This is a genomic window from Lentzea chajnantorensis (assembly GCF_054300775.1).
The window spans coordinates 6659754-6671892 of sequence record NZ_JBSDZT010000002.1; the positions used below are offsets into that span (position 1 = coordinate 6659754).

15 protein-coding genes and 1 pseudogene are annotated in these 12139 nt (G+C 71.3%); 5 read left to right on the forward strand and 11 right to left on the reverse strand.

The window, feature by feature from the left end; genetic code table 11:
- Positions 1-55: 55 nt before the first annotated feature.
- Positions 56-517, forward strand: a complete 462-nt coding sequence (locus ACVDFE_RS31850) for a MarR family winged helix-turn-helix transcriptional regulator (RefSeq protein WP_360387951.1) — start codon at positions 56-58, stop codon at positions 515-517.
- 4 nt (positions 518-521) lie between these two features.
- On the opposite strand, the gene ACVDFE_RS31855 is transcribed toward ACVDFE_RS31850, so the two are convergent.
- Positions 522-1094 carry a maleylpyruvate isomerase family mycothiol-dependent enzyme gene (locus ACVDFE_RS31855; RefSeq protein ID WP_360387948.1) on the reverse strand — a complete coding sequence of 191 codons (573 nt, stop codon included), beginning with the start codon at positions 1092-1094 and terminating at the stop codon, positions 522-524.
- 55 nt (positions 1095-1149) lie between these two features.
- On the opposite strand from ACVDFE_RS31855, the gene ACVDFE_RS31860 reads away from it, so the two are divergent.
- The 3 genes from ACVDFE_RS31860 (at position 1150) to ACVDFE_RS31870 (ending at position 2807) form a co-directional block, all read left to right on the forward strand.
- Positions 1150-2076 (forward strand): RNA polymerase subunit sigma-70, encoded by a 927-nt coding sequence (locus ACVDFE_RS31860; RefSeq protein WP_458433120.1) that lies wholly within the window; start codon positions 1150-1152, stop codon positions 2074-2076.
- A 20-nt stretch (positions 2077-2096) separates the two neighbouring features.
- Positions 2097-2450, forward strand: a complete 354-nt coding sequence (locus ACVDFE_RS31865; RefSeq protein ID WP_458433121.1) for a VOC family protein — start codon at positions 2097-2099, stop codon at positions 2448-2450.
- Between the two features lie 216 nt (positions 2451-2666).
- Entirely contained in the window at positions 2667-2807 is a 141-nt protein-coding gene (locus tag ACVDFE_RS31870; RefSeq protein WP_360387941.1) for a hypothetical protein, read from the forward strand.
- Between the two features lie 6 nt (positions 2808-2813).
- Here ACVDFE_RS31870 and ACVDFE_RS31875 read toward each other — a convergent pair whose 3' ends face one another.
- From ACVDFE_RS31875 to ACVDFE_RS31915, 9 genes and pseudogenes are all read right to left on the reverse strand, one after another.
- Positions 2814-3359, reverse strand: coding sequence for a hypothetical protein (locus tag ACVDFE_RS31875; RefSeq protein ID WP_458433122.1), 546 nt, complete (start codon positions 3357-3359; stop codon positions 2814-2816).
- Positions 3360-3482: 123 nt separating this feature from the next.
- On the reverse strand, positions 3483-4577 hold the full coding sequence (locus tag ACVDFE_RS31880; protein WP_360387937.1) for a winged helix DNA-binding domain-containing protein: 1095 nt from the start codon (positions 4575-4577) through the stop codon (positions 3483-3485).
- Positions 4578-4611: 34 nt separating this feature from the next.
- Positions 4612-5734: pseudogene (locus ACVDFE_RS31885) on the reverse strand (4-hydroxybenzoate 3-monooxygenase).
- A 50-nt stretch (positions 5735-5784) separates the two neighbouring features.
- A complete protein-coding gene (gene pcaC / locus ACVDFE_RS31890; RefSeq protein WP_458434430.1) occupies positions 5785-6129 on the reverse strand; it encodes a 4-carboxymuconolactone decarboxylase in 345 nt (114 codons plus the stop codon).
- A gap of 14 nt (positions 6130-6143) precedes the next feature.
- The gene (locus ACVDFE_RS31895; RefSeq protein ID WP_458433123.1) at positions 6144-6875 is read right to left on the reverse strand and encodes an alpha/beta fold hydrolase; all 732 of its coding nucleotides are present in this window, start codon (positions 6873-6875) and stop codon (positions 6144-6146) included.
- The gene (locus tag ACVDFE_RS31900; RefSeq protein ID WP_458433124.1) at positions 6865-8496 is read right to left on the reverse strand and encodes a lyase family protein; all 1632 of its coding nucleotides are present in this window, start codon (positions 8494-8496) and stop codon (positions 6865-6867) included. Before ACVDFE_RS31900 ends, ACVDFE_RS31895 begins: the two co-directional genes overlap by 11 nt.
- Positions 8497-8499: 3 nt before the next feature.
- A complete protein-coding gene (gene pcaG, locus ACVDFE_RS31905; protein WP_458433125.1) occupies positions 8500-9006 on the reverse strand; it encodes a protocatechuate 3,4-dioxygenase subunit alpha in 507 nt (168 codons plus the stop codon).
- Positions 8999-9736, reverse strand: a complete 738-nt coding sequence (gene pcaH / locus ACVDFE_RS31910) for a protocatechuate 3,4-dioxygenase subunit beta (RefSeq protein WP_458433126.1) — start codon at positions 9734-9736, stop codon at positions 8999-9001. Before pcaH ends, pcaG begins: the two co-directional genes overlap by 8 nt.
- A gap of 108 nt (positions 9737-9844) precedes the next feature.
- On the reverse strand, positions 9845-10678 hold the full coding sequence (locus tag ACVDFE_RS31915) for a cellulose binding domain-containing protein (RefSeq protein WP_458433127.1): 834 nt from the start codon (positions 10676-10678) through the stop codon (positions 9845-9847).
- Between the two features lie 174 nt (positions 10679-10852).
- Between ACVDFE_RS31915 and ACVDFE_RS31920 the strand changes: the two genes are divergently transcribed.
- The gene (locus ACVDFE_RS31920; protein ID WP_458433128.1) at positions 10853-11257 is read left to right on the forward strand and encodes a ribonuclease domain-containing protein; all 405 of its coding nucleotides are present in this window, start codon (positions 10853-10855) and stop codon (positions 11255-11257) included.
- 297 nt (positions 11258-11554) lie between these two features.
- Here the strand turns inward: ACVDFE_RS31920 and ACVDFE_RS31925 are convergent, their stop codons facing one another.
- The gene (locus ACVDFE_RS31925; protein ID WP_458433129.1) at positions 11555-12139 is read right to left on the reverse strand and encodes an AAA family ATPase; all 585 of its coding nucleotides are present in this window, start codon (positions 12137-12139) and stop codon (positions 11555-11557) included.

Consider the following 12139-nt stretch of genomic DNA (forward strand, 5'->3'; position numbering starts at 1 on the left):
GCCTATGTCCTTCGATCGTCGAAAGTTTCGATGACCGAAACAGTATGCTGGCGGGGTGAGCGACGCAAGCGACTACGAACTCAGCATGCTGGTGCGGGCGCTGGTGATGGAGTCGAACCGGTTCCTGGAGATCTTCAGCGCGGCCCACGAGCTGCACTCCACCGACATGACAGCGCTGAACCTGCTCATGACCGCCCACTCCCCCATGACACCGGGCACACTCGCCCGCGCCCTGAACCTCAGCGCCTCCGCCACGACGTCGGTGCTGGACCGCCTGGAACGCGCCGGCCACGTGAGCCGCGACCGCAGCCCCGGTGACCGCCGCCGCGTGGAACTGCGCGTGCACGCGGCGGCGGAGGCACTGGCCTCGACGTTCTTCCAGCCGCTCGCCCGCGAGTTCGCGGCGACGTGGGGCGCCATGACCCCCGAGGACCGGCGGGTGGTGGCCGACTTCCTCGCGTCCACGACGGCGGCGACGGCACGGGTGCGCGCGGAGGTCCTCACCCCGCCCGCCTAGACCCTCAGGGCAGCCTGCGCCCGCAGACGAGGAGCAGCAGGTTCTGCGCCTCGTCGCGGACGGGCGTCCCCGCGCCGAACGTCCAGTCCAGGTCGGTGGCGACCAGCTCCCTGCCCTTGACGTCGGACTTGAAGTACCGGACGTGACCGGGCTTCACCCCGTCGAGCACGAGCCGCAGCCGGTCGAGCGGCACCTTCCGGTCGAGTCCGAGCGCGACCGTGACGTCCAGGCCGTGGATGACGTCGTGCGAGAGCGCGCCGACGGGCCCGCCGCCTGGTGGGGTCCAGGGGTGGTGGACGTTGGCCTTCAGGGTGTCGAGGAGCTGCCGCGGGGACAGTTGCGCGGCGTCCTGCCTGGCCATGCGGTCGGAGGCGCGGTTGAAGCTGCCGCCGGCTTTCAGCACCTCCTTGAGGATGCGGCCCGGTGAGCTGCGGTACGGGAGCGTCGTGTGGGCGATGACCTCCTTCACGCGCCAGCCTGCGCACAGGCTTGCGGAGTCCCACTGCTGCTGCGTGAGGGATTCGAGCAGTTCTGCCTGGTCGCGCCGTTCGGCGGCCACCACGTCCTTGATGTCCATGCACGTCGTACGGAAGGGACGACGAGAACTCATCGGTCCGCGTAGGGTCGTGCGCGTGATCGAGGCGCTGGAGCCGTTCCGGGTCGAGCTGACCGGCTACTGCTACCGCATGCTCGGCTCCGGTTTCGAGGCCGAGGACGCCGCGCAGGAGACGCTCGTGCGCGCGTGGAAGGCCTACGACAGCTTCGACGCCTCGCGCGCGTCGTTGCGCACGTGGCTGTACCGGATCGCGACCAACATCTGCATCGACATGCAGCGTTCTCCGCAACGGCGTGCGTTGGCCGTGGACCTGGGACCGGCCGGCGGGGAGCTCGGGGCGCCGTTGCACGAGCGGGTGTTCGTGCAGCCGGTGCCGGACCACAGGGTGTTGCCGGAGGACCAGGCGATCCGCAAGGAGACGGTGCGGCTGGCGTTCGTGGCGGCGTTGCAGCACCTGCCCGCACGGCAGCGCGCGGTGCTGATCCTGCGCGACGTGCTGGCGTGGCAGGCAGCGGAGGTGGCCGAGCTGCTGGACATCTCGGTCGCTGCGGCCAACAGCGCGCTGCAACGGGCGCGGGCGACGGTGCGCACCACCGATCCCGGTGAGGCGGTGGACCCGGCGGACGCGACGCAGAAGGCGCTGCTCCGCCGGTACTGCGATGCGTTCGAACGGCACGACATGCGCGCGTTGGTGGCGTTGTTGCACGAGGACGCCACGATGTCGATGCCGCCGTTCAGCTGGTGGATCCGCGGACGGGACGCCATGGCGGCGGTGCTGCACGCGCCTGGTTCGCCGTGCGAGGGGGCGTGGCTGGTGCCGGTCGCGGCGAACGGGTCGCCGGCGTACTGGCAGCTGCGGCCGGGCCTGGACCGGCCGTTCGGGCTGGTGTTCCTCGACGTGCGCGACGGGCTGGTCACAGGCGCGTGCACGTATCTCAACGTCGAGGACTTCCTGCCGTTGTTCGATGCACCGATGAGTTCCGGCGCGCCGTCCCGTAGGTGAGTGGACGAAAGGAGCTTCCCATGACGATCCAGCCCATCATCGTGACGCCGAACCCGGGGCCGATGCAGGCGTTCTACGAGCAGGTCTTCGGTGCGACCGAGGTGGCCAGGTACCCGGCGACCGGTGCGGTGTTCTTCACGACGCTGCGGCTCGGGGACGCCGAGCTCGGACTGGTGGCGGAGGACGCCGACCTGACCGCGGCCCCGCGCATCGTGCTGAGCGTGGGCGTCGAGGACGTCGACGCGCTGCTGCCCGTGGTCGAGGCCGCCGGCGGGCGGGTGCGGGGGCCGTCGAACGACATGCCGTGGGGGCAGCGGGTGGCGCACGTGTTCGATCCGGACGGAAACCCCGTGAACCTGACCCAGCAGCTCTGAGCACCTGATCGGCAGCCTTGCCCTCCTTGCTGCCGAAGGCGTCTGCAAGTACCGCCAACCCTTGATCGGATCGCCGCCAACTACCACCAGCATGGTCGTCGCCGTCGAACCGGACCTGGATCTGCAGACGGCCAGCGGTGCTGTTGGTGGTAGCAAAGTGCTTGTCGATGTCGAGTTGGAGGTACTTGCAGGCGCCTGGGCAGCAACGAGGGTGAGATGTACGCTGATCCGGCGTCGCGGGCGAACTCGTTGCGGCTCTACCGCGCGAACTTTGACCGTGGGCTGCACGATCCGGAGCTGGCCCCGTTGGCGAGGGTGTCGGAGCGGACGGCACTGGTGCTGGAGTGGCTGCGGTAGCCGGTGTCAGGCCGCTCCGACGAGGTCCCGGCGCTCGCCCTTCGCCGAGGGCGCCGTCCGCCGGATTCGTCCCCACGGCTTGAACACCGACAGCACGTACGCGACCAGCAGCAACGTCGGTGCCACCACCACCGGGGGCAGCAGGCCGGACGGGAGCACCGCGGCCGGGTCACCGGCCAGCACGCGGGTGCCGATGCGGGCCGCCTCCTGCACTCCCGGTCGCAGGGCGAAGGCGATCAGCAGGCTCATGCCGACGTTCAGCACGAGCTTGACGGCCACCCACCAGTAGCGCACGAGCCCGTACTTGCTGCCCAGGCCGAGGACGGCGCCCGAGACCATGCACACGACGCTGGCGCCCAGCATCGGCCAGATCGCGAACATGTCCACTGCCTGGATGGCGATGCCCGCCGTGGTCGTGTCCGTTGTGGACAGGGCGATCACGATCAGGATGCCCAGTGCCAGGTCGATGCCGAGCCAGGCCGCTGCCGCCAGGGCGTGCACGAGCAGCACGGCTTTGCGGGCACGGCCGCTGAGCTTGCGGGTGGTGGTCATCGCGGTGCGCTCCCTCGGTCGTGGTGTCGGCACCCACTCTCGCCGCCCGCGGCGACCGCATCATCCGCTCGTGCTCTGATCCCGTCTACGTCAGTTTGCGTACACCGGCCGCAGCCGGTCACGTCACTTGCGGGACCGCCAGCTGACCTTCGACGACCCGGCCTCCGGTGCGTCGCGCACGACCGTCCGCACCGGCAGCCCGAGGAACTCGCCGAACCGCCGGGTGTGCTCGGCCAGCGCGTCCACGTCGAAGCCGGGCAGCGGCCGCAGCTCCACGTCCACGGAGGTCTTCTTCAGCACCCGCTTCCACAGCCCGGCGATCTGGCCGTCCTCGATGATCGTCGCGTAGAACATGCCGTTGTAGGTGGAGATCGGGATCTCGTCGTAGCGGGTGAAGTACGCGGCGCGGTCCCGGTAGCCGATGACCAGCTCGTCGTAGGCGGGCAGCAGGTAGGTGCCGGTGGCCGGTTCGAGGTCCGGCGGCAGCCAGTACTCCTTGCCGTCGAAGGTCTCCCGCACCAGCTCGCCGCGCACCGGCTCCAGCCCGCGTGCGGCCTGCTTGAGCCCGATGCCTGCCCAGTTCGCGAAGTCGGCGACGGTCGCCGGGCCGTGGCTGGTGAAGAACCGCTGCGCCAGCACGGCGAGCGCCTCGTCGCCGGCGAGCGACCGCTGGTGCGGCGCCCACTCCTCCAGCAGCACGAACGTCTGGTCCTTGCCGCGTGGCGGGCCGGGCACGACCAGGCCCTCCTGGGCGAGGTGGATGAACGTGAAGTAGCTCTGCTGCCGGTCGTCGGGGATGCCCACGCCCGCCATCAGCTCGATCATCTCGCGCCGGGTCAGGCACCCGCCGCCGCTGAGCGCGTTCACGAACGTCTTGCGCGCCAACGCCATCAGCTCGGGCGTCATCCGGTGGTACTGCCACGCCTTCGGAGTGAGCTTGGCGAGGTCGCGCGCGCCGAACAGGTCGAGCATCCAGCCGACGTCCTCGGCCAGCACGTAGTGGATCGTGCCGCGCATCAGCCAGGTGCGGACGATCTTCCCGGCGCGCAGCTCCTCCTCGACGTCGGCGCTCACCCCCGGTTCGGTGCGCAGGCCCAGTGCCCACAGCGACTGGCCGTAGTCCTGGGCCTGGACGGCACCGAGCGCGCGGACGGCGGCCTCGGCCGTGGCGTACGTGCCGATCCGCTGGTTGGCGAGGCGCAGTGCGGCGATGTCCACCGCGGCAGTGTGCGCCTCGCGGCTCCAGTCCCGCTCAAGCCGGCCAGGAGCCGGTGTAGCCCTCGGCCAGCAGCCGCCGTCCCGCCTCGGAGTCGACGATCGACTGCAGCTCCCCGAGCTGGCGGCGCACGTCGAACTCGGCCGCGCCGGGCAGCGTGTGCAGCATCGACGTCATCCAGTAGGAGAAGTGCTGTGCCTTCCACACCCGGCCCAGCGCGCGGGGCCCGTACTCGTCGAGCGCGTCGTCGTCGGCCTTGAGCAGTGCGCGTTCGATCACCTCGGCGAGCACCTTCACGTCGGCGAGCGCCAGGTTGAGGCCCTTGGCACCGGTCGGCGGAACGGTGTGCGCGGCGTCGCCGGCGAGCAGCAGCCTGCCGTGGCGCATGGGTTCCGCGACGAACGACCGGAACTTCAGCACGGTCCGTTCGGTGATCGGCCCCTCCTTGAGGGTGAAGCCGTCCGGCCCGGCGACGCGGGTCTGCAGCTCCTCCCAGATCTGCTCGTCCGACCACGCCGCCGCGTCGGTCTCGGGGTCGCACTGGAAGTACATGCGCTGGTGGGTCTCGGTGCGCTGGCTGATCAACGCGAACCCGCGCGGCGAGTGCGCGTAGACGCAGCTCGGGCGCGCTCTTGGGTGCCTCGGTGATGATGCCGAACCAGGCGAAGGGGTACTCACGGAAGTAGTGCGTGCGTTCGGCCTGCGGCACCTGGGCGCGACAGGTCGACCGCGACCCGTCGGCGCCGACGAGCAGGTCGCACCGCACCTCCTGGCGGACGCCGTCGCCGTCGGTGAAGCAGATCGCCGGCTCGTCGACGTCGACGGCCGTGTCGCGCACCCCGAACCGCACGTCACCGCCGTCGCGTTCACGTGCGTTCGCGAGGTCGACGAACACGTCGGTCTGCGGGTACAGCCACACCGACTCGCCCACCAGCGCCCGGAAGTCGACGCGGTGGCTCTCCCCGTTGAACCGCAGGTCGATGCCCTCGTGCGGGTGCCCCTCGCGCAGCACCCGGTCGGACACGCCGGAGTCGACGAGCAGCCGCGCGCTGTCGGCCTCCAGGATGCCGGCGCGGACGGTGTTCTCGATCTCCACGCGGGACCTGTTGTCGACGACGACGCTGTCGATCCCGTGCAGCGACAGCAGGTGCGACAACATCAGTCCGGCGGGCCCAGCGCCGACGATGCCGACCTGGGTGCGCGTCACGCTCACATCTCCTCCTGAAGGGCACGCCGCGCGACAGCGAACGCGTGGTTGGCCGACGGGACCCCGCAGTAGATCGCGCTCTGCAGCAGGACCTCCTTGATCTCCTCTGTGGACAGTCCGTTGCGCCGCGCTGCTTTCACGTGCATCGCGAGCTCGTCCCAGTGCCCCCTGGCGATGAGCGCGGTGAGCGTGATCGCGCTGCGCATCCGCCGGTCGAGCCCCGGCCGCGTCCACACCTCACCCCAGGCGTAGGTGGTGATGAACTGCTGGAAGTCGGCGGTGAACTCGTCCGGCGCCGACGCCCGGTCGACGTGGACGTCACCGAGCACCTCCCGGCGCACCTTCATGCCGTCGTCGTAGCTCACTTCGCCCACTCCCCGGCCAGCACACCGGCCACCGCTCCCGGCTTCTCGACCGGCGGCAGGTGGCCGCAGTCCTCGATGACGTGGAACGACGCGGCGTTCAACTGCTCCATCGCCTCGGGCGGCACCACGACGTCGTGCCGTCCGGCGATGGCGTGGACCGACCGTTCCACCTCCTCGGCCTGGAACCCGGCAAGTGCCTCGCAGGCCCAGGCGTAGGAGTCGTCGTCGACCTCGGTGAGGGCACGCAGCATGGCACCCGCCACGGCCGGTTCGCGGTCGATGAAGCCCGGCGCGAACCAGCGCCGTGAAGCGCCCTCGACCAGGACGGAGGTGCCCGCCTTGCGGACGAGCTCGGCACGCTCGTGCCACATCATGGGGTCGCCGATCCTGGAGGCCGCGGCGATGCAGAAGACCTGGTCGAAGACACCTTTCGGGGCGAGTTCGAGCCCCACCGCGCCGCCGAAGGAGACGCCGGCGTAGGCGGTGGGGCGGTCTGGCGTGGGCCTTTCCAGTGCGTTTGCGATGTCCTGCACCGTGAACGGCCCGGTCGCGTTCTTGCCGTTGCCGTGGCCGGGCAGGTCCCAGCCGATCACCTCGACGTCGTCCAGCTGCTCGGCGCAGGTGCGCCAGAGCTGGGACACCGAGGAGCCCAGGGACGGGCCGACGATCAGCAGGCGCTGGGAGTTCTCGGTGCCGGCGAGGCGGGTCAGGGTGAGTTCAACCGCCATTGTTGTCAGACCCCTTTGAGATGATGGGAGTGGGGACTTGCGCGCCCCCTGGAGGGGGACCAGTCGGAATCGATTCGGCTGGGGCCGTGATTGGTGGGGTGGCGTTTGCCGGGATGGCGACTTCCGAGGCAGCGCCTATCGAGGCCGCGTCCGCTGGAGCTGCGCCCGCAGAGGTTGCGTCCGCCGGAGAAGCATCCGTTGGAGCTGCGCCCGCCGGAGCAGCGTTCGCTGGAGCCGCGCCTGTGGAGGCCACGTCCGCCGCGGCGTCCGCTTGAGCCGCGTCCGCCCGAGCCGCGTCCGCCCCGGCCGCATCCGCTGGAGCTGGCTCCGCCGAAGCCGCACTTGCAGCTACTGGTTCCGGTTCCGTTGGAGCCACGTTCGCCGACGCCGGTTCTGCCCCAGCCACGCCCGCTCCAACCGGGCCCGCTGAAGCCGCGCGCACCGACGCCGGCTCCGCTGCAGCCGCGCCCGCCCCAGCCACGCCCACCCCAGCACCGCCCACCGGCAACACTCCCAACGCCAGCGACTCCGCGCACCGCCGCAGCACGTGATCGACGAACGCCCCCGCAGCCCCGAGGTAGCCGCCCGGTTCCCCGTCACCACCCCGCTCAGCCAGCAGATCCGCGGCGACCTCCGCCACCCGCCGCGCCATCACCTCGGGGAACACCCGCAACCCCTCGGCCAGCTCCGCCGCCTGCGACGCCGCCACCACGGTCAGCTCCACCAGCCCCAGCAGCGCGGGCCACTCCGCGTGCCAGGCCCCGTCCGGTCGTTCGTCCACCGCCCGCGCGGCGCACAGGTGCAGCTGCGCGCCCAGCCCCGGCGCCCGCAGCGACGCGCTGTTCACCAGCACCGCGAGCACCGGGTTCTGCTTGTGCGGCATGGTCGACGACCCACCGCGACCCGCGACCGGGGCCTCGCGCACCTCGCCGATCTCTGGCCGGCCCAGCGTCAGCACGTCCGCCGCGAACACGCCGAGCGCGTCGGTCACCCGCACCAGTGCGTCGCCGATGCGCGTGATCGGTGCCCGTTGCGTGTGCCACGGCAGGCCCGGCCACTCCAGGTCCAGCTCACGCGCGAAAGCCGCGGCGGCCTCGACCGGGCCGGCCCGCAGTGCCGCCCGCGACAGCGTTCCGGCCGCTCCCCCGCACTGCACCGGGAACCGCAGCCTCTCCAGGTCCGCGAGCGCGTCCAGCACGGAGTCCAGCCACCGGGCCGCCTTGAGACCGAACGTGATCGGCACGGCGTGCTGCGTCAGCGTCCGCCCGGCCATCACCGAGGACCGGTGCTCGTCCGCGAGCCGTGCCAGTGCCGATGCCACCCGTACGAGGTCCGCCCGCACGCGCGCAACCGCGTCGCGTGCCAGCAGGACCAGCGCGGTGTCCAGGACGTCCTGGCTCGTCAGTCCCGTGTGGACCGGGGCCGGGACCCGTGAGCGCAGTGCGGTGACCAGTGGCAGCACCGGGTTCCCTGCCGCCTCGACCTCGACGGGGTCCAGCTCGGGCGTCCAGTCCCGCACGGCGGGCTCGATGTCGGAGCCGAGCACGCGCGCCCACGCGACCTCGACCCGCACCATCGCGCGGACGAGGTCGCTGTCCGCCCGGTGGGACCCCGGCAGCACGCGTCAGCTCCGGTGCCGGGGGAACGAGAAGAACACCGTCTCGTTCTCGCCCTGCAGGTGGATGTCGAACCGCAGCCCGCCGTCGTCCTCGCGCCGCGCCACGAGGCCGTCCACCGCGCCGTCGGTGCCGGGCAGGTAGATGCGCGTGAACAACCGGTCCAGCAGGCCGCGGGCGAACACCGCCACCGCGAAGAACGGCGCCGGGCCACCGGGTTCGACGGTGCTGAACCAGTAGCGGCCCGTCCGGTCGGTGCAGGACCGGCCCCAGCCGGTGAAGGCGGAGCCGCGGCGCCGCAGCGACCCCTCGCTCTCGGGTACGGCACCGGTGGCGTCGGCCTGACGGATCTCGATCATCGCGTCCGGCACCGGGGCGCCCGCGCCGTCGTAGACGTACCCGTGCAGCAGCACCGATCCCGCCGCGCCGAACGGCACCAGCTCGCTGTCACCGGGGTACGCCAGCGCGTGGTGGAAGAACGGCCCGATCGTCTGGCCGGGGGTCGCGCTAGTCATCGGAGGCCTCCAGGTGGGTGGCGTGGCTACCGGTCAACACGATGTCCCACCGGTAGCCGAGCAGCCACTCGTGCTCGGACAGAGAGTGGTCGTAGGAGGCGATGAGCCGGTCGAGGGCGGCGGGGTCGGTGATGGACTGCGCGATCGGGTCCAGCGCCAGCAGCTGGTCGCCGGGGAAGTACATCTGCGTGATCAGCCGCTGGGTGAAGTCCGTGCCGAACAGCGAGAAGTGGATGTGCGCCGGCCGCCAGGCGTTGTGGTGGTTGCGCCACGGGTACGGGCCCGGCTTGATCGTCGTGAAGTCGTACCAGCCGTCGTCGTCGGTGAGGCAGCGGCCGACGCCGGTGAAGTTCGGGTCGAGCGGCGCCGGGTGCAGGTCGCCCTGGTGGGAGTAGCGGCCGGAGGCGTTGGCCTGCCAGATCTCCACGAGCTGACGGCGCACCGGCCGCCCGTCCCCGTCGACGACCCGGCCGTGCACGCGGATGCGCTCCCCGATCGGTTCCCCGCCGCGCTGCACGGTCAGGTCGGCCTCGACCGGCGCCACGTCGGAGTGCCCGAAGACCGGCGCGACCAGCTCGACGCCCTCGGGGTCGGCGTGCCGCGGCTCCTTGGTCGGGTGGCGCAGCAGCGAGCTGCGGTAGGGCGGGTAGTCCAGCAGCGGCGCACCCCCCGGTGAGTCGGCCTTGATCTTCGCGATCTCGTCGCTGATCTCGTGCTGGCTGGTCGTCACCCACTGCACGCTAGAGATCAGCGGCGCTCGTAGTCGAGTCCGGTTTTCCACTCACCGGAAGCCGCTGCGGACTGCGCCGCCTCGTGACGGCCCCGGTGGGCGGCCCGCTCAGTCGGTGCGGCAGGGCGCGCTGTTGAGCGTGAACGCCGTCGGCGCGCTGTTCGCCCCGGTCGCGGCGCCGTTGAAGCCGATCGAGATCGACCCGTTCGGTGTGATCAGCGCGGCGTAGTCGGCGTTGGTGGCGCTCACGACCGCGCCGTCCTGCACGTGGCTCGCGTTCCACATCTGACTCACCGTCTGGCCGTCGGTGAAGCGCCACCGCAACGTCCAGCCGTTGATCAGCACACCGCTGACGTTGCGCACGGTCACCTCGGCCTGGAACGCGCCGGGCCACCGGCTGGTCACCCGGTACGTCACCGCGCAGGGCGGAGGCGGCGGGGTCGTCGTGGAGGGTGCGGGAGGCGGCGGCGGGGCGACCGTCGCGCACTCCAGCGCCCACAGGCCGATCTTGCCCTTGGCCGCGTCGCCCTCCGCCTGCGTCAACGGCCCACCGTCCACACCGGTCGTGCGCGCCACGCCGCTGCGCACCGCCAGCAACGCGTAGTCCGTGCCGTCCTCCAGCACCAGGCTGACCTCGCCGGGCGTGATGCTGCTGACCCGGACCTCCTTGTCCTGCAACGTCTTCCTGGCGAACTCCAGGGCCGCCTCGCCGCCGCAGCCGTTCGGTTCCGCGAGGTAGGAGATGCGCGCCTTCGTGCCGTCCGCGAGCTCGACCGTGCGCCCGTCGACGACCGCCACGACCCGGACCGGCGGCTGCTCGTCGCTCACCGACGGACGCGTGTTCGCCGGCGACGCCACCGGGTGCGGAACGGACGCCACCTCTGCGGTGCAGGCGGCGGTGAGCAGGGCCAACAGCACCAGGAAGTGCTTTCGTGCTGCCATTGGACGACCGTATCGCTGCACGCTAGCCACGCAATCACCTGTTCGGACTTGATCGACTGTGGCGATCAGCCGTGGTCACAGCATTAGTTGCACCCCGGTCGCCCGCCGTTCACCCCGCCTTGATGATCGGTGGACATGATCACGAGGTCCGCACCCCGCTGATGGAGGTCTGAAGTGCACACCCTGCAACCGCACTGGACTCACCGCCTGCTCGCCGCCTTCGCCGTCGTCGCCTCACTGCTGGTCTTCGCCACCCCCGCCGCCGACGCCCGCGTCTACCAGTCCTGCGGCATCTCCGGCTGCGCCGCGGCCCGCTCCGCCGACTCGATCTGGGAGTCGAAGGGCTACCCCTCGACCCGCGGCTGGAACAGCTGGCCCGACGGCCGGTGCAACTTCGCCGGCGGCACCTACTACAACCGCGACGGCCAACTGCCGGCCGGGCACCGCTACCAGGAGTTCGACGTGTACCCACGGGCGTGCGGCGCGGCACGGGACGCGGCCCGGATCGTGGTCGACCGCACGAGCGGCCAGGTCTACTTCTCGCCGAACCACTACGCGGACTTCTACCCGGTGTACTGAGGTCCGTGCCGGGCGCTGCGGCGAACACCGCAGCGCCCATTCGCAAGTGACCCACCCCACGTCCACGGACGTGGCGCAGCCCACTGCCCCACGGGAATCTCCCGGCCCGGTCGGCCGTTGTACAGGATGGTCGGTGCGGTCCGTGTCCCCCGGGCCTCATCTAACCGCCTTCGAGGATTACCGTCCGGCTGGAGCCTCGTTGTGCCTTTCGCCGAGAGGCGACCGCCGCACCGACCCCCGTACTCGCCTCCAGTCGTTCTCGAATCCCCCCGCGGCGACGGCTGGAGGCTGCCTCACCTACCTGCCCAGTGCGGTGAGCGCCTGCTTCAGGCACTCCTGCGCGGTGGCGGCGGCCGAGTCGACCACGAGGTGGTCCTCGGGCCAGTCCTCCCACAGGCCGCGCATGCGCTGCACGTGCTCCCACGGAACCGTTGCGCGCCAGCCGGGAATGCCGCGGTCGCGGCCTTCGACCCGTTGGCGGTGCACGGTTTCGTCGGAGCACACGCACTCGACGCCGGCGAACACGCCGCCGAGGCGTTCGGTGAGGGTGCGCAGGCGGGCGCGTTCCTCGCGCGTGTGGGCGGTGAGGTCGAGGACCACGTCCACGCCCAGCTGCACCTGCCGGGCCAGCAGGGCGGCGATGCTCGTGTCGACCACGTGCCAGGCGTTGTCGTCGGTCAGCACCTCGAACGGCACCAGGGCGCCGATCACCCAGTCCGCGGAGAACACCGGGGCACGCAGGTGCCGGGCCAGGCCCTCGGCCAGGGTGCTCTTGCCGGCGCCCGGGATGCCCGCCACCAGCACGACCGCCGGCCGCGCGGTGGTCGGTGGCAGCGCCAGGTACCTCTCCAGTGCCCGTTCGGCGATCTCCCCCGGCGTCAT